Origin of the sequence: Haloferula sp. (assembly GCF_049672945.1) — a bacterium.
Lineage (GTDB): Bacteria > Verrucomicrobiota > Verrucomicrobiia > Verrucomicrobiales > Akkermansiaceae > Haloferula.
Genome location: NZ_JBATWY010000189.1, coordinates 19,079 through 36,564, shown reverse-complemented (window position 1 = coordinate 36,564; position 17,486 = coordinate 19,079). Strand labels below are relative to the sequence as shown.

Genomic DNA, 17,486 nt, shown 5'->3' with positions numbered 1-17,486 from the left:
GTCCGGAACAAAAACCAACGACCCGGGTGGTCATCCGTGACGTGACCAGCGAACACCAAACCGAACAGGTTCGAAAGGACTTCGTGGCCAATGCCTCTCATGAACTCCGGACACCTCTGGCGATCATCAATGGCTATCTGGAGAACCTCCTCGACGACGGGCTTCTCGAAGACCCTGATCTTACAAGGCGTTTCCTCAAAATCATGCGCAAGCACACCGAGCGCATTGCCCGCATCGTCGAAGACATGCTCGTGATCTCCCGCCTCGAGTCCGGTGAAGCAGCGGCTCTCAAAATCAAACCCTTTCGTCTCCGCTCATGCATTCAGGATGTCCTCGAACGCCTGGAACTCGTCATTCAAGGTCAGCAGGCGAACATCAAGATCGAAATGCCGGACGAGGACCTCACCATTCTGGGGGATCGCTTCTACTGGACCCAGGTCCTATTCAATCTGGTTGAAAACGCCCTGAAACAGAACCCACGCAAAGGACTGAGTGTATCGATCGGCTGTGAACGAGTTGACGGCGTCACTCGGATCTGGGTCGCCGACGATGGCGTCGGCATTCCCAGCGCGGATCTCACCCACATCTTTCGCCGCTTCTACCGTGTTGAGAAGCATCACTCCCAGGAAGAGATCAAAGGCACCGGACTCGGCCTATCGATTGTCAAACGCGCCATCGAAGCCCATGGCGGAAGCATCAACGTCACCTCGACGCCCGGAGTCGACACCCGCTTCACCATCGAAATCCCGTTCGAAGCAGAGGTTCGCCTCAGTGAAAGCAAGCCCGACGACGCACTTTCAGCCTAAGCCGAATCAGTTCAGGAGCCCGCCTTCTTCACCGCCTCGGGCTTGAGCTCCTTCGTCTTCGTCGACTGCGACTCCTTTTCCCGTATCCGTTTCAAACGGACCTGCAAATCCGCGAGCGTATTCATGAAATAGATGTAGGCGTCATACGATGACTCATACGGCGAAAAGTACTGATGAACCCCGCCATCCGTCCCACCCTTGGTCGACATCCAGTAAAAATGGTCCGAGGTCTGAAGTTTCGCCCACACTCTTGTTAGATCATCATCCTTCGCCGCCAGCACCTCGTCCTCGAGTCGATGAATCTTCCCGATCGCTTCCTGCTGCATCACATTTCCCATCCACGCACTCAAGTCGCGCTCCGCATCCGCCCATGATGTCGGCCAGTGGCAATCATACTCCTTCGAAGCCCGGTACAAGTCCACCACCTCGCCAGGCGTGACCCAGCGGATGTCTTCATTAATCACGGCTTGAGGTAGCTTTTCCCAGAACTCGAAGATGCCGGTATCTTCCCATTGATGTTCACCAATGGACTCATAGTCCATGAACAGATTCACCACATCCCCATCGGACTCCGCGATCCACTCGGCGAACTTCTCAGGAGTCAGCGGCCACTCGCTCCAGTTCTTGTCCGAAAAGCGAAAACCCACATCGTCGGACAAGCCGGGATTCCGCAGAATCGTCTTCAACTGGGTGACCTCGGGCGCCCGGTAGAGGAAGTTCGGTGACTTGCCATTGAGCGCCCAGTTCACACCCTCGGCCAAAATGCCATCGAAGCCCATCGTTTCCGCCTGCGCGGCAATGGCGTTGTTGTAAATCAGTTCCGTATTGCGAAACACACGCGGCCTCACTTGAAAAACCTCCTCCATCAGGTCCAGATGCATCTCCACCTGGCGCTCGAATTCCTTCTTGGAATGAAGATAAGCAAGCGAGTGATAGTAGGTCTCCGCCAGCAATTCCACATGCCCCGTGGCCACCAGACTCTGGAAAGACTTCAGCACATCCGGGCGATGCGCCTTCATCTGCTCGATCACCGTGCCACTGATCGACATCGCGATCCGGAAGCCTCCCTTGTGCTTCTTCAGCAAACGCTCGAACATCGCGTTCGCCGGCAGATAACACTTCTCGGAAACCTTCGAGAGAATCTCCGCATTCAAGAGATCGTCTTCATAAAAGGCATGCTCCCCGATACGAAAGAAATCGTAGGGAATCAGGCGATTCGGCTGGTGAACCTGAAAGTAGAGGGACACATCCGGGGCCGAGGCTGGGAGTTTCGACTTCAAGGTACCAACTCGTGATAGATCTCGACCACCTTTTCCGCCGCGGCATCCCAGGTCGACGATGTGATATCCTCGGCCGCCTGCCTCACGACCTTTTCGCGGAGCACTTCGTCCGAAAGCAAATCGCTGATGTGCTTGGCCATCAATTCCGTATCCCAGAAGTCCGCCACCAGCGCCCCCTTGAGCACCTCGGCACATCCTGACTGCTTGGAGATCACTGCCGGAATCCCGAACTGTGCCGCCTCAAGCGCCGAAAGACCAAAGGGCTCCGAGACCGAGGGCATGCAGTAGACGTCGGTCATCGAAAGCAATTCATTCACCTTCTCCTTGTTGAGAAATCCCGTGAAATGGAAATAGTCGCCCAGCCCGCGGAAGGCACCGCTCTCGATCAGCGGCCGCAATCGCTCACCGGTTCCGGCCATCACGAAGCGCACGTCCTTGTTTTTTTCCAGGACCTTCGCCGCGATCTCCAGAAAGAACTCGGGACCCTTCTGGGCGGTCAAACGACCGAGAAACAGCACCAGCTTCTCCGGGAACTTCTTCTTCATCTGGAAGACATCCACCGGGTCCGCTCCATTGTGCACCGGCCGAATTTTTTCCGGATCAATGCCATAATGCCCCGCACAAACCTGCCCGGTGTATTGACTGACCGGAATCACCCGATCCGCCTCTTCCATCCCATACTTTTCCACCTCGTAAATCCAGCCACGCGCATCCGCACCCGCTCGATCATACTGCGAGGCATGCACGTGCACCACCAGCGGCTTGCCGGTCGCCTTCTTCACCTCCACTCCGGCAAGATAGGTCATCCAGTCGTGGGCGTGGACCAGATCGAAGTCCTGCAGCATCGCCAGCTTCGCCGCCACTTTGGAAAACTCGATCACCTTCATCGCGAGATCACCGCCATAGAGGTCGTCCATCTTGAAACGATCCAACTGAACCTGCGTCGTCTTCGAGAACGTCACCTCACCCCCCGGCTCCATGCGGATCTTCTCCACCGTCGTTTCCTCGCTGGAGTAAGGATCCAGATGAATGGGAACCCGCTCGATGCGGGCGAAACTCTCATAGCGATACTTCTCCTCGGTCGTCACCAACTGCGTCGCCTTCAGATTGTTGAGCCCGGTGAGCGTGAAACCATCGAAATGCGTATCGGCCGCGCTTTTCGGGACGATCACCTGGAGATCGACGTGCTTGGCCAGAGCCCTCGAAATCCCAAGGCAGGCAATTCCCAAGCCCCCATTGATCAATGGGGGAAATTCCCATCCCAGTTTCAGTATCCGCAGGCGTTTCATGGGGAAAAAGCGGTTGCCCCGAGAAAACAACTTAGCCTCGATCCCAACCTTTCAATCTCTGAGCATCCACTGCGCCAAAGTCCAGAGAATTTGCGGGTATCCACGTAACCCCATCGTGCCCTCAATCTTCAAGCTCTCTGCCGTGTTCGCGGGCTTGGCACGATCGCCGCTCCACATTAATCTGACCCCACCGATGGCATCCGAAGATTTCTCAGGCAACTACATGGAAAAGGCCCGCGGCTCAAAAGGAGTCGCCGATTTTTTTCCCGGTCGGGTCGTCGAATTTCGCCAGCCTGCCGATGGCGTTTTCGAGTTTCTCACCGACAACGGCGTGCTGCTTCGCGTCTCACTCGTATGCGACGGGGTAGTACGCTTCCGCTTCACGCCCGAAGGCCGCTTCGAGGACGACTTCAGCTATGCCCTCGACCCGAATTACCAACCCGTGGTTCCCGAACACGAAGTCGTTGAGTTCGGCGATGGCGTCGCCATCAAAACCGGGAGCCTCTCCATTCGGGTCAACCGCAGCGGACTCAAGACCACGGTCACCGACACCAATACTGGAACGATCCTCAGCCAGGACGACAAGGGCTACCATTGGCAGGACAACAAGCAGTATGGCGGCGAGATCGTCAAAATGAGCAAGGTCTGTCAGTCCGAAGAATACTTTTACGGCCTCGGCGACAAATCCTGCGATCTCAACCTGCGTGGTCGGCGCTTCCAGATGTGGGGCAGCGATACCTACGCCTACACCCCCGATACCGATCCGCTCTACAAAAACATCCCCTTCTACATCAGCCTCTGCAAAGGCACCGCTCACGGCATTTTCTTCGACAACACCTTCCGCACCTCCTTCGACCTCGGTGCCGAAAGCCCGGATGTGACATCGTTTTTCTCCCAAGGTGGGGAGATGAACTACTACTTCATTCATGGCCCGGAACCCCTCGATGTCATCCGCCGCTACACCCGTCTCACCGGTCTCGTCAACATGCCGGCGCTCTGGACCCTCGGCTACCATCAGTGCAAGTGGAGCTACTACCCCGAAGCCGTCGTGCGCGGGATTGCCGACGGCTTCCGCTCACGCCGCATCCCCTGCGACGCGCTCTATCTCGACATCGACTACATGGACGGCTACCGCTGTTTCACTTGGGATGCCGAACGCTTTCCCGAGCCGAAGAAGATGATCGCCGATCTCGAAAAGGACGGCTTTAAAACCGTCGCCATCATCGACCCCGGCCTGAAAATCGACCCCGAATACCCGGTCTGGCAGGAAGCTTACGAAAAAGGCTACTTCTGCCGACGTCAGGACGGATCGCTTTTCAAGGGCTCCGTCTGGCCCGGCCTCTGCCACTTCCCCGACTTCACCCATCCCGAAGTCCGCGACTGGTGGGCCGGACTGTTCCACAACCTGATCGCCGAGACCGGTGTCCGCGGCATCTGGAACGACATGAACGAACCCGCCGTCTTCGAAGAAGGCACCTTCCCACGCGACGTGCGTCACAACTACGACGGACACCCCTGCTCCCACCGCAAGGCCCACAATGTTTACGGGATGCAAATGGTCCGTGCCACTCAAGAAGGCCTGCGCCGCAGTGGCAACGGCCGCCGCACCTTCTCCATCACCCGCTCAGCCTACGCCGGCACCCAGCGCTTCGCCTGCGCATGGACCGGCGACAATGTCGCCTCCTGGGAGCACCTCAGCATCGCCAATCTCCAGTGCCAGCGTCTGGCCTCCTGTGGCATGTCCTTCATCGGCTCCGATGTCGGTGGCTTCATCGAAACACCCTCGGCCGAGCTCTACCTCCGCTGGGTCCAGCTCGCCGTCTTCCATCCCTTTTTCCGCACCCACTCATCGGGTGATCACGGCGAACAGGAACCCTGGTCATTCGACAAAAAAACCACCGAGCGGGTGCGCGATGCCATCGAGTTCCGCTACCAGCTTCTTCCCACCATCTACACCACCTTCCGCCAGTATGTCCGCGACGGCACCCCGATGCTGCGCTCGCTCCCATTCGTCGACTTCAAGAACCCAGACGCCTACTGGCGGAGTGCCGAGTTCTTTTTCGGCGATCACATCTACGTCGTCCCAATCATGGAAGAAGGCGAAGAAGGTCGCTTCCTCTATCTTCCCAAAGGAGATTGGTTTGCCTACCACGACGACTCCCACCCGAAGGCGGTCGCCAAGGACATCTGGATCGAATGTCCCCTCGATCGCATCCCGGTCTTCGTCCGCAGCGGTGCGATCATTCCCCACTGGCCGGTCCAGCAGTATGTCGGAGAAATCGAACACCCCGAACCCGAGCTCCGCATCTGGACCAAGAATGGCGAGGAGACAAGCGAGTGGTATGAAGATGATGGCGATGGCCAGGCATGGCGCGACGGCGGCTACCGCGAATCAAGAATTCATCTCAAGGGAAGTGCAGGACATCTGAACCTGCACCGGGAATGGCAGGGCCATTGGGAACCCGGCTACGAAACCATCCACCTGACCTTCTGTGGCATCAATAGTGAGGAACCGGACATCAAGGTCGTCATCGATGACCATGAACAGCGCGCCGTCCGCGGTGACGACGGTCGCTACCGGGTCAACACCCACAAGAACTTCTACTCGGTCAACCTCGAGTGGAAACCGGCGAAGGCGCCTTCAACAAAGCCCTCAGCGCGGCAGTCGCAGCCTGAAAAGTAGGACCTCACCCGCCCCAGTCCCGCACATAGTCGCACTGCTTCCGCGTTTGCGGTGAATGGGGGTTCCGGGCTACCTTGGGCATCCCTTTCGCATAGAGCGACTGCACCTTCTCCAAAGCCTCGTCCGCTCCCAATCCCTGCTCTCGGAACAAGCACCCGATCACCGTGCCGGTGCGACCGATCCCGCCCCAGCAGTGCACGTAGCAAACGCGACCCGCCTCCCCTTCACGGCGGATCGCCGCAAGCACTTGCGACATCACTTCGTCCGATGACGGCACGTCCATGTCCGGAATGGGAAAAGGCAAGTGCTTCAACCCCGGATCGATCCCCGCCAGCAGGCCTTCATAGGGTTCCAGTTGATCGTGCTTGGTCGTCAGATTGACGAAGGTCGTGACTCCCTGCCCAACCACGAAGTTCAAGCGCTTCAGCGCAAGCTTGGGCTTCCAGAACCCCGGATACTCACCGGCGAAAACCACTCCCTTGACCGCCTCATACATCTGCACCTTCTCCGGACTCATTCCAGCAAGTCCTTGATCTTTGGCTCCATCCCCTCCACCCACATGTCATAGCCGAGCGCCTTCGGATGAAGGCTGTCAGGCATCACGGTCTCGGGGAGAACACCGTCGTCATCGAGAAACACCTCGCTCAGATCGAGCCAGTGAACCTGCTTGCCATCCGCCATCGGCTGAATCAACTCGTTGATCCCCTCATTGATCTTGCGCAGCTTGCCATCGGGCTTGGGGTCCCGGGGAAAGACGGACAGCAGGAGGATTTCAGCGTCCGGTTTGCGATCCTGCAACAGCTCGAGAATCAATTGAATCCCCATCGCCGTCTCCTCCGGCGGGTCCTGACGATGCCCCGTATTGTTCGTCCCGATCATCAGCACGAACAGTTTCGGATCCACGTTCTCCAGCTCCCCGTTCATCAGGCGCCACAGCACATGTTCGGTCCGGTCGCCGGAATACCCTAGATTCAAAGCCTTGCGGTCCTTGTAGAACTCGTCCCACGCCACCTTACCCACGCCCTCGAATCCCTGAGTGATCGAATCTCCGATGAAAACCAGCTCATAGCCTCCCTTCTTCGCCTCCTTGACCTTTGACGCATGCCGCTGCTGCCACCAGCCCTCGCCATTGCGGTGTGCCGGAACCGTGGCCACGCCCATCCGGTATTGGGAACGCAAATTGTCATAAAGTGCCTTCATCTTCGCCAGCACCGGCGCATACTCGGGATCGTCGTGCACGGACCTCATCTCCTGCGGATCCTTCTCCAGATCAAACAGATTCCATTCGTCATCCCCCGGAAAATACATCAGCTTGTAACGTTCATCCCGGACCCCGTCGTGAGCCGCCACCTGGTGCGTCCTCTCCCCACTGTAATAATAGTAGATCCCTTCTCGCCAATCATCAGGTTTCCCTCCCGATGAATTCAGCACCGGCAGCAGGCTCCTGCCCTGCACCGTTTCAGGAATTTCAACCCCGGCGATTTCGAGGAAGGTCGGAGCGTAGTCGATGTTCTGGATCATCGTCCCCGTTCTTGAACCAGGTTCAATCACCCCCGGCCACCGGATGAGAAAGGGCATCGAAAGGCTTTCCTCAAACATCCAGCGTTTGTCGTACCATCCATGCTCACCGAGGTAGAAACCCTGGTCCGAAGAATAAATGACGATCGTGTTGTCCTTCAGCCCATTCTCATCGAGGTAATCCAGCACCCGTCCAACATTCTCGTCCACCGCACGGATGCAGCGCAGGTAGTCCTTGATGTAGCGCTGATACTTCCAGCGTGTGATCTCATCGCCCTTCAACTCGCCGGATCGGACCTTCTCAATCATCTCCTGATTCCGCGGCTCATACGCCGCATCCCAGGCCTTCTTCTGCTCGGCAGTCATTCGGCCATACTCACCATTCTTGATACCGGAGGCAAAATCCTCCGGAAAGAGGTTTTCGCCATGAAGCTTCATGTCATGACCCCAATACATGTCCTTGGCGATCGACATTGCCTGCTTCTTCAATGTCTCACTTCTCCCGGAATAGTCGTCAAACAAGGTTTCCGGCTCCGGAATCTCCTCATCCTCGAAGAGATCGTAGTGACGCGGTGCGGGACTCCAGTTGCGATGGGGTGCCTTGTGCTGGCACATCAACATGAAGGGCTTGTTCTTGTCGCGTGAATCGAGCCACTCAATCGCCCGATCCGTGATGAGATCCGTACAGTATCCTTCATACCGCTTCTTCTTGCCGCCTTGCTGCAGAAAATCCGGATTATAATAACTTCCCTGACCCGGCAGGATTTCCCAGAAATCGAAACCCTCGGGTTCCGAAACCAAATGCCATTTGCCGATGATCGCCGTCTGGTAGCCGGACTCACGCAGTAATTTGGGAAAGGTCGTCTGACTGCCGTCGAACCTCGAACTGTTGTTGTCCAGGAAGCCGTTGATGTGGCTGTGCTTGCCGGTCAGGATCGCCGCCCGCGATGGACCGCAGATCGAATTCGTGCAGTACGATCTCGTGAAGATCATCCCTTCATTGGAAATCCGGTCCAGATTCGGTGTCGGTGCGACTTCTTTCAGCGGTCCGCGATAAGCCGAAATCGCATTCAACGCATGGTCGTCGGAAAAGATGAAAACAATATTAGGTCGCTCTTTGGCAAAAACGATCGAACAAAGAGCCCCAAGCAACAAAAATACGCGCATACGTCAGCAACTACGTCAGCTGCTTCCCTACCTTGCAACTTATTCCGTCAGCCGCCCTTAAAGCTGGTCCGCAATCAACTCCGCGAAAGGAGCCACCGACGACTCCGTGTCCTTCATCCGAACCCTCTTCGAACGCCGGAAATCAGGAAGAAAAATTGAGTCCGCCAGATCCTTCACGCTCCGCTCGTCCGAAAACGCAAGATTCAGCTCACGATTGATCCTCATGCTCAGGATGTCGAAATTCGCCGAGCCAACCGTCGCCCACCCATCGCAGATCATCGCCTTCAAGTGGGTCATGCGGGGATAGTGGTAGACTTTCACCCCGGCGGCAATCAACTCGCGCGCTGTCGCCAGATTTGACGCCTCCATCAACGACGAATCATTCTCCGCAGGAAAGACTACCCGCACGTCCACACCCCGCCTCGCCGCCTCTTGCGCCGCACGCACGAGATCGTCGGAAGCAAAATACGGGTTCTCAATCCAAATCCGCTCCCGACTCGCCCGCATCGCGGCAATCGCAGCCTTCAGAACCTCGGATCGACCCGCTGCTGCATCCGTCCTGAGCAACCGCATCAGGGTTTCCCCCCCTTTCGCCTCCGGCCACTGGATGGTCCGCCGCGGAAAAAACCCTGAATAATCTCCCCACGGCCCCGATTTTCTCCATGCCGACTGGATCTCACGCGCGAGACTCCCGACCACCGGCCCTTCCACCTTCAGCATGAGGTCGTGCCATTCGGAGTAGTACTCCCGGCCGATGTTCATGCCTCCAAGGATCGCCGTCTTGTTGTCGAAAACCATCAACTTGGTATGGTCCGCCACCAACCACGGATTGAGTGTCCTCCTGACCTCTACTTCGGAATCCTGCTGCAAACAGTCCTTCATGTCATCAGGCGGCACGAAGCCCTTCGGAGCCGGTGTCAGCGGTGGCGAAATCATTGCCGTGTTCGTCCCGAGGTCATCGAAGATCACGCGCACCGGCACGTGTTTCGACTTCGCTGCCAATTTGCGAGCATAGCGCACCCCAATGTCGTCGTTATCAAAAATGTAGATCTGCACGTCGACCGACTTATTCGCCGCAGCAAGCTGCCGGTCGAACTCTGAGAAGAATTCCGGACCATCAACAAGACACCGGATGCTTCCCAGCTCTCGTTTGGGCAGTCCTTCCTGGTCGAGGAATCGCTCGAAAGCTTCGCTACCAGGCTGTTCATTCGGAACCTCCGCCAGCGACATCGATACCGGCACGTTGCCAACCATGATTTCCCGCGAACGGTGCCACCATAAGGCGAAGCCTGTCTTGGTCGACGTGACCGGCTGACGAAGCGTCGCCACCGCCGTCGCACGAAAAGCCGTCCTTCCCAGCATCGCCGTCGCCGCTGCCGGAGGCAATCGCTCATAAGACCTTGTCGCATTTTCCGCAATACTCCCGCACGAGCATAGAAGACACGACCCACCAGCGACAATCACTCCTGTTTTTCCGAACACTGGAACCAGACTGGCCGCAATACCTTCCCACCTCAAGCTCCGCAATTCACTCACCCATCAGTTCCCTGATCAGTATGGGCTCGTTCTTCTCTCCATCCCAGCAACCGAAACCCGCTTTCCACTCCCACCAGCACCACGGAATTCCCCGCGCCTCAGCCGCTTTCCTCAAGGCTCTGGCATAGCGACGACGTGATTCAATATCTGCTGTCGAATAAGCGCCGAATTCACCCAAGTGAACCGGCCTTCCGAAGTGCTTGGACCAGGCCACCGCATCGTCGAGTTCCTGCTCATACAGCAGGGGAAGATTTCCGGGAAACTCGACACCTTTGACATGCTCCAGATCGACCCACTCCGCTCCCTGGTGGGTGAACTCAAATGGCGCGTAACAATGAACACTGACAATAATTCGATCATCGCCATCAGGAAGGTGCAGTTCACCCAAGGCATTCGTCGTCGCCCATCGCCCTGGATTCACCACGATGATCCGCTCCGCACTAATCGCGCGAATCGCACCAATCGTCGCGGCATGTACCTCGTTGAGCTTCGATCCACCAAGCTCACCTTTCGGTTCATTCAGTAATTCGAAATACAGCCCTGAAGGCCAATCGGCGAAGTGCGCTGCAACGGCACGCCATCCCCCGACAAACGCTCCCAACTTGCCGTCCGGATCCGAGGTGAGGTCATCAAAATGATGCCAGTTCAGCATCACGATCATTTTCTTCTCCAATGCTCTTCTAAGGACCGGCTCCAGTTCCTTGAGAAAGGCTGGAGATATCTTTCCTCCCTCCATGTGAAAATGCCAAGCCACCGGCACCCGCACGTGATCGAATCCCGCAGCAGCGATGCGATCGATATCACTCACATCATAACGAATCCCCCACGACCCTGGTGGAGCTTCCCAGCAGTTGCCGAGATTCACTCCACGCTTCATTAGCGAGTTGGCACGATGCGCCGCAGTCTTCCCCTTCAGCTTCACAGGTTCGACATATCCCGGAACCACCGCCGCCCTTGCTTTCAACGTGATTCTCACCTCCCGGCCTGCCTTCACCTTGAGCTGCTGAACCAAAGGCCGACCGTGCCATGAAGCTGCCAGCTCCCTCCCTTCGATCGGCCACTGATCAGCAGTCAATGCACTCCGCCATGGCGATTCCCAACCATCCATGGACGCAAAGTCCCCATTCAAGATTTCCGTTCCTTGCGCCTCCAGCCCGTCCCACAATATCTCCTGCCGAAAGATCACCCCCGGCGCCTCTTCAGCCCATGGCCCACTGAGGTGGAGCTCGATCGAACCATCCGAATTCGGCATGAAGGCAATCTCAAGATCACGCCATCGCCACCAATCCACGGCAAAGCTGACATCCACCAGTCGCTCACGCTCACCCGCGTCTTCGAGCCAGCTCCCGCGCCCGGAAGTCCCCCTAGAAACCTGAACCTCTCCGATCGGCTGCCCACTCGCAGGCACTATCAACTGCAACCTGCCCTCACTCGCCACTTTCAGCGGGAGCTCTTCGGCCACGCCCAGCCCAGCCATCAAGATCAAAAGCAGCCATCGCACGCGCGACACCCTACATCATCCCACCCTTGCTCCCCACTCTTTATCGCGCTACTTTCAAGACATGGAACATCACGTCTATTTCTGGCTGAAACCCGAGCATAAGAACGACGCCGACCGCGCCCTCTTCGAAGCCGGACTCGCCGCCCTGTTCAAGATCCCGTCAGTCGCCGGCGGCATCTGGGGAAAGCCCGCGCCCGTCATGGAGCGCCCTGTCATCGACCAGTCATGGGACTACGCCACCTCAATGCAGTTCAAATCGGTCGAAGACCAGGACGCCTATCAGGTTCATCCCGACCACGACAAATTCGTCGCCAACTTCAAGAACTGGTGGGAAAGCATCCAAGTCAGAGACTTGCTGCCGGGTTGAGCAACTCCCCGTCCCATCGGGACGACAGATCAGAGCCAAAGAAGTGCCTGATCGAGCGGCTCCCCGTCCCTTTGGGACGATCCACGTTGGCCGTGGACTTCAGTCCACGGAGTCCAAGCCCATTGAACCCATGTCGCGTAGCGACGTTTCAACCCCACAAGGAGTCACCCATCCCCTCCGCCAACATCACCTCCAACTTGGCGTCCTTGGCGTCTTGGCGTTTCAATTTTCCAGCGCCCCACCGATCAAAGCCCAGCGGCCACCCGGCACTTCTCCAACACCTTCTCGCTCACCTTTCCCACCGCACCCACATCCGGCGCAAAGATCGAGATACGAAACTCCTCAAGCTTCCAGCCATAATCCCATAGAGCCGGATCATCAGGTCGCTTCGCCCACTCCGCATACCAAGGCTCCCAATACTTCCGCACCCGGTCCATCTTCTCGAGATCCTTGACCAAAGGAAGACTTCCCAGTCGACCGATCCGCGACTGGATACCCCGTAAATAGCGCTGATAGTCGATAATCCGCGCATAGCCCGCCCGCCAGGCGAAGCGCTTGCGAAACAACCAGCTCAGCTGCTCTTCCAAATCTTCCGCCACTTCCCCCAGATGACGATCCGCGCGGTGCTCATGGAGCCACTCCCTGATCGCTTGCAATTCATCCACGCTCCGATCCAGAGACGCTCCGATCTTCTGGGCCGACTCCCACCAACTTCCGCGAGCACTCTCCGCGCGTGATGAAAATTCCTCCGCCGTGGAAATCCAGTCCGGTCCCAGCGTTCCTTCCCCCGCCAGCGCGATCAGGTCATCCAAGGGACATGCCATCTTCGGCAACTCGACTTTCGCCATCAAGCCCAGCGGCATCTTCTTCCGCACATAAGCCACCTGCTCCGGCTGCGCCAGCGCCAGCAAGCGCACCAGGCCAGCCCGATGCGATTCCGCCGCTTCCTCCCGCCTCGAAAACGCTCTCGTTCCCACGCTCTCACCCTCGTCAACCAAAGCAGGATACGCCGTCCCTGCTGCGGTCTCCGTCGATTCGGGCACCTCACCCTCCGGCCACTCCATCCACCCCGCCTGCTCCCATTCCTCGTTCGCGGCTTCCTCAAAGCGCTCCGTCACCAGACTTCCCAAGGCTTCCTTCAATGCATCGACACAAGTTCCAAACGCCAACTCCTCACCCGCATCATCGCAAATCCATACCTTGGTGACGAGGTGCTCAGGCAGACGATCCCTGTTGAAACTTCCGGGCAACACTTCGAAGCCGCTGACCTCACTCAAGTACTTCGCCAGTAGTACTTCGAAAGCCCCCTCCTTCTCGCGATCCCTCCAGAGATCCGTAAATTCATCCGCTCTTTCCGCCACCGGCTGACACTCCCGCCGCAGATCCTTCGGCAAGGAACGAATCATCCACTCCGTCCGGTACCACAAGTCTCCCGGCACCCCCCAGCCCGGCAACCAGTCCGGCAAACCCGGAAGCTGATCAATGTGCACGCCAAGGGTCACCCCATCATCCCGCTCGCCGGCGGCACAACGATAGTACAAGGCGTACTCCTGATCACGGTGGACGATCGAATCCGGGAAACCCGAAAGATCCAGGTCCTCCAAATCTTCCAACACCACATCCTCCCGGGTCGGAAGATTTCCCTCCTCATGCTCCTTCCGCCATCGATGATAGGCCTTGGCCGTGCACATCCCCTCGGGCAGCCGGCTCTCGAAGAAATCCACCACCGCTTCCTCGCTCCAAAGACCTCCGCCGCGACGCAGCTTGTGTTCGATTGACTCGATCTCTTCCCGCAACTCCGCCAATCGGGCCACCGCCTTCGACTCGCCCTTCACCCCCCCTTGCAACAGCCCTTCCCGAATGAAAATCTTCCGCGCCGCCACCGGATCGATCCGTCCGAAATGGACATTCCTTCCGGCGATGATCGGCAATCCGCCACAAATCACCGTCTCCTTCGCATAGACCGCGCCCTGGTTCTCATCCCAGTGCCCGTCGCTGTAGCGGCTGCGACAAAGATGCGGCGCCACCTGCTCGACCCAGGCCGGATCGATCTTCGCCACCCGCCGCGCCCACAAACGCGTCGTCTCCACCAGCTCCATCCCCATCACCCAGTCGCTCCGCTTGCCGCCGAACAATCCCGAGCCCGGAAAGACGGCAAAGAACCCACCACTCGCACTTCGATAGCTCTTCGACTCGCGATCCCACAAACCAAACTGTCTCGGAGCCCCCGCCAAAAGCGCGCGGTGAAATGACGCCGAATCCACCGCAGCAATACCCCCCACATCCCACTTCAACTCCCGCTTCAACAAATCCCGCAACTCATCGTGCACATTCGCCCACTCCGTCACCCGACGGTAGTTCAAAAACCTCAACTTACAGAACTTGCGTAGCTTGTTCCCCTGCCACTTCTTCCCCTTCCGGAACTCCTGCAAGTCCGTCCACATACCCAGCATCCCGAGAAAATCGCTGTCCTCATGGCGCCACTTCTCATGCGCCTTGTCCGCCTCCTTCGCCTTCTCGGCCGGACGTTCCTTCGGGTCATTCGACTCCAGCCCCGCCACCACCGGCAGCACCGCGGCGAGCACGCCTTCCTCATTCGCTTCCATCAACATCCGTGCCAGTCGCGGATCGACAGGCATCCGCGACATCGACCAACCTCTCTCGGTAAGACTCCGATCCCGATCCAAGGCCCCAACCTCCCGCAAAGTACGATAACCCTCGGAGATCGCTTTCGGAGCCGGTGGATCGAGAAAGGGAAACTCCTCGATGTCGGGCAGTCCCAGCGACTTCATCCGCAGAATCACCCCTGCCAAGGAACTTCGCCGAATCTCCGGATCCGTAAATTCCGCCCGATCCTCCAGTTCCTCCTCCGAATAGAGCCGCACACACACGCCCTCCCGGACACGTCCGCATCGCCCTTTCCGCTGACGCGCACTCGCCTGCGACACCCCCTCAATCTGCAGGCGCTGCACCCCACGCCCCGGACTCCAGCGGCTCACCCGCGCCAAGCCCGAGTCCACCACGCAGACGATCCTTGGAATCGTCAACGAAGTCTCCGCCACATTCGTCGCCAGCACGATCCGCCGCTGCGGCCCGGGATGAAACACCCGCTGCTGATCCCCCAGCCCCAGTCTGGCGAAAAGCGGCAGCACCTCGGTATTCCGATAGCGCCGCCCCTCCAGCGCTTCCGCACACTCGCGGATCTCCCGCTCACCCGGCAGGAAAACCAGTACATCCCCCTGCTCGCCCACATCGCCCAGCCAATCCGTGGCCCGCAACACCCCATCCACCACGTCCTCATCCTCCCGCCCCGGCATGAACACCTCCTCCACTGGAAAAGTCCGCCCCTCCGCCTCAATCATCGGAACACCCGTGGCATGACCGTCCCGGTCATGATCCCCACCGTTTCCGAAAAACCTCGCAAACGCCCCCGCATCCAGCGTCGCCGAAGAAATCACCACCTTCAGATCCTTCCGCTTCTCCAGCAGCCGCTTCAAATACCCCAGCAGAAAATCAATGTTCAGCGACCGCTCATGCGCCTCATCCAGAATCAACGCCGCATACCCGTGCAAATCCGGATCCCCCTGCGTCTCCGCCAGCAGAATCCCATCCGTCATGAATTTCACCCGCGTCTCCTTGGTCGTCCGGTCCTCGAACCTGACCTGATACCCCACGAATCCCCCCAGCGGCACCTTCAATTCCTCCGCCACCCGCTCCGCCACGCTCGCCGCCGCGATCCGCCGTGGCTGCGTGCACCCGATGATCCCCTTCACCCCACTGCCCACCAAGGCCTCCGCCACCATCTTCGGCAACTGCGTCGTCTTCCCCGAACCCGTCTCACTCACCACCACCACCACCTGATGATCACGGATCGCCTCCACGATGTCCTCACGCCGCGCCACCACCGGAAGCTCCTCCGGATAATTCCAATCTGGCAGTCCCCCTCCCATGCCGCAGCGGACATAATACCCGCCCCCACTATCCACAAGTCCCAAGCCAGCACCTCCGCCTTCCAATTCGAAGAGTCCCACGCCATCGAAGCGCGGGACGCTGTCCCGCCCGTCCCAAGCGTTCACGGCTGATCTCAAGATCAGGGGCGAATCCTCCGTCGACCCCTAGGGCGCGCAGACCCTCCCTACTCCAACCACCTGCCCGCAGGGTGTCGGCACCTTCTATCTTCGGTGATTCCACGATCATCACCACAGAATGCAGGTGCCTTGGGCTTGAACTTCTTTTCTCAAACCGTGAACATCCTCTTGCCAAGAATCACCACGAGCAGTAATGGAAGGCGATGAATAGGAAAGTCGTTCTATACTCCGCCATTTTGGTAGCAGTTCCGCTGAGCCACAATGCTCAAGGAGCGACCACTTCCCAAACCATTGGGTTTAACACTGTCTTTGGCGGAAATTTTTATGATTCATCAAACTCCGGTGAATCCGGGACAGGATATCTCGACTCGATCTCCCTTTCCGGATTCAACAAATTTGACCCCGCACTGGGAACTCTCACTGAAGTCAGAGTCAGCCTCAACATTCAAGCAAGTTGGAATCTAGGCCTTCAAATCAACGATCCGGACTCTCAAATCATTGATCCGGGCAATCCTTTTTCGATCGATTTCTCGCTCCAAAGCGCAATTGAAGCCGGAGTGTTCTATACGCCAACAGGCTCCAACCGCCTCGTCAGTGTAGCGACAGATACAACCTTCGATTCCATCGGGTTGAATTTCACCGGGGATACAGGCAACACCAGCGCCAGCACCGGCGACAGCTTCGGTAATCCCACTGCCCAAGGATCAATCTTCCCAGGTGTCGATGAGTTCAATTCCGCCGACTTCGTCGGTGTAGGCACCGTCCAAGAGCTCACATTCGGTTTATTGGTTCCACTCGATGACATCTGGATCACTGACAATCTCAACTCGGCCGAAGCTGAGCTGTCTTACCAATTGGAAGAATCAGATGTCACTCTTGAGTTCATCTATACCCCGGTCCCGGAACCCTCCTTTCTTCTCCTCTCACTTGCAGGAACTGTGATCGGCTTAACCCGCCGCAGGCGATAATACTTCCCTCCACACCTGCTCGCATGGCTCCAGGACGACATCAACACTGGTTCAGCCGTGACGACCCGAAAGACCTCACTCTGCTTCATCCCAACGGACATAAGGATCCGTCAAACATCAGTTTGCCATTTACTACAGCAAAAGCAGTAGAAGGGAGCTGAGCCAGGACCCCGGCATGGAAGCCTCCGGTCTACCGGATCGGACTCCGCACCTCTGATTCCACTAGGCGCCGCCACGACAAATTCGGGGCTCCTCATTACGGCGTGGTCATAAGCCGCCACCG

The 17,486-nt window shown here is 57.9% G+C and carries 11 protein-coding genes; 4 read left to right on the top strand and 7 right to left on the bottom strand.

Translation table 11 applies throughout. The features are described from left to right. On the top strand, positions 1-806 hold an 806-nt coding region (locus WBG04_RS17430), incomplete at its 5' end, for a sensor histidine kinase (RefSeq protein WP_424315984.1). A gap of 11 nt (positions 807-817) precedes the next feature. Here WBG04_RS17430 and WBG04_RS17425 read toward each other — a convergent pair. Together WBG04_RS17425 and WBG04_RS17420 are read right to left on the bottom strand one after the other, a co-directional pair. Beyond that, the gene (locus tag WBG04_RS17425; RefSeq protein WP_424315983.1) at positions 818-2,086 is read right to left on the bottom strand and encodes a glycoside hydrolase family 57 protein; all 1,269 of its coding nucleotides are present in this window, start codon (positions 2,084-2,086) and stop codon (positions 818-820) included. After that, a complete protein-coding gene (locus WBG04_RS17420) occupies positions 2,083-3,375 on the bottom strand; it encodes a glycosyltransferase (protein WP_424315982.1) in 1,293 nt (430 codons plus the stop codon). Before WBG04_RS17420 ends, WBG04_RS17425 begins: the two co-directional genes overlap by 4 nt. A 193-nt stretch (positions 3,376-3,568) precedes the next feature. Between WBG04_RS17420 and WBG04_RS17415 the strand changes: the two genes are divergently transcribed. After that, positions 3,569-6,058, top strand: a complete 2,490-nt coding sequence (locus tag WBG04_RS17415; RefSeq protein ID WP_424315981.1) for a glycoside hydrolase family 31 protein — start codon at positions 3,569-3,571, stop codon at positions 6,056-6,058. Positions 6,059-6,062: 4 nt separating this feature from the next. On the opposite strand, the gene WBG04_RS17410 is transcribed toward WBG04_RS17415, so the two are convergent. The 4 genes from WBG04_RS17410 to WBG04_RS17395 form a co-directional block, all read right to left on the bottom strand. After that, the gene (locus WBG04_RS17410; protein ID WP_424315980.1) at positions 6,063-6,575 is read right to left on the bottom strand and encodes a protein-tyrosine phosphatase family protein; all 513 of its coding nucleotides are present in this window, start codon (positions 6,573-6,575) and stop codon (positions 6,063-6,065) included. After that, positions 6,572-8,743, bottom strand: a complete 2,172-nt coding sequence (locus WBG04_RS17405; protein WP_424315979.1) for a sulfatase/phosphatase domain-containing protein — start codon at positions 8,741-8,743, stop codon at positions 6,572-6,574. Before WBG04_RS17405 ends, WBG04_RS17410 begins: the two co-directional genes overlap by 4 nt. Before the next feature lie 57 nt (positions 8,744-8,800). Next, on the bottom strand, positions 8,801-10,129 hold the full coding sequence (locus tag WBG04_RS17400) for a phospholipase D-like domain-containing protein (RefSeq protein WP_424315978.1): 1,329 nt from the start codon (positions 10,127-10,129) through the stop codon (positions 8,801-8,803). Between the two features lie 142 nt (positions 10,130-10,271). Next, positions 10,272-11,741 (bottom strand): glycoside hydrolase family 5 protein, encoded by a 1,470-nt coding sequence (locus WBG04_RS17395; protein WP_424315977.1) that lies wholly within the window; start codon positions 11,739-11,741, stop codon positions 10,272-10,274. A gap of 100 nt (positions 11,742-11,841) precedes the next feature. Here WBG04_RS17395 and WBG04_RS17390 point away from each other — a divergent pair, with 100 nt between their 5' ends. Further along, complete coding sequence (locus WBG04_RS17390) at positions 11,842-12,147, top strand: Dabb family protein (RefSeq protein ID WP_424315976.1); 306 nt, start codon at positions 11,842-11,844, stop codon at positions 12,145-12,147. A gap of 245 nt (positions 12,148-12,392) precedes the next feature. On the opposite strand, the gene hrpA is transcribed toward WBG04_RS17390, so the two are convergent. Next, positions 12,393-16,223 (bottom strand): ATP-dependent RNA helicase HrpA, encoded by a 3,831-nt coding sequence (hrpA, locus tag WBG04_RS17385; RefSeq protein ID WP_424315975.1) that lies wholly within the window; start codon positions 16,221-16,223, stop codon positions 12,393-12,395. A gap of 215 nt (positions 16,224-16,438) precedes the next feature. Between hrpA and WBG04_RS17380 the strand changes: the two genes are divergently transcribed. After that, a complete protein-coding gene (locus tag WBG04_RS17380) occupies positions 16,439-17,203 on the top strand; it encodes a choice-of-anchor E domain-containing protein (protein ID WP_424315974.1) in 765 nt (254 codons plus the stop codon). Positions 17,204-17,486: the final 283 nt, after the last annotated feature.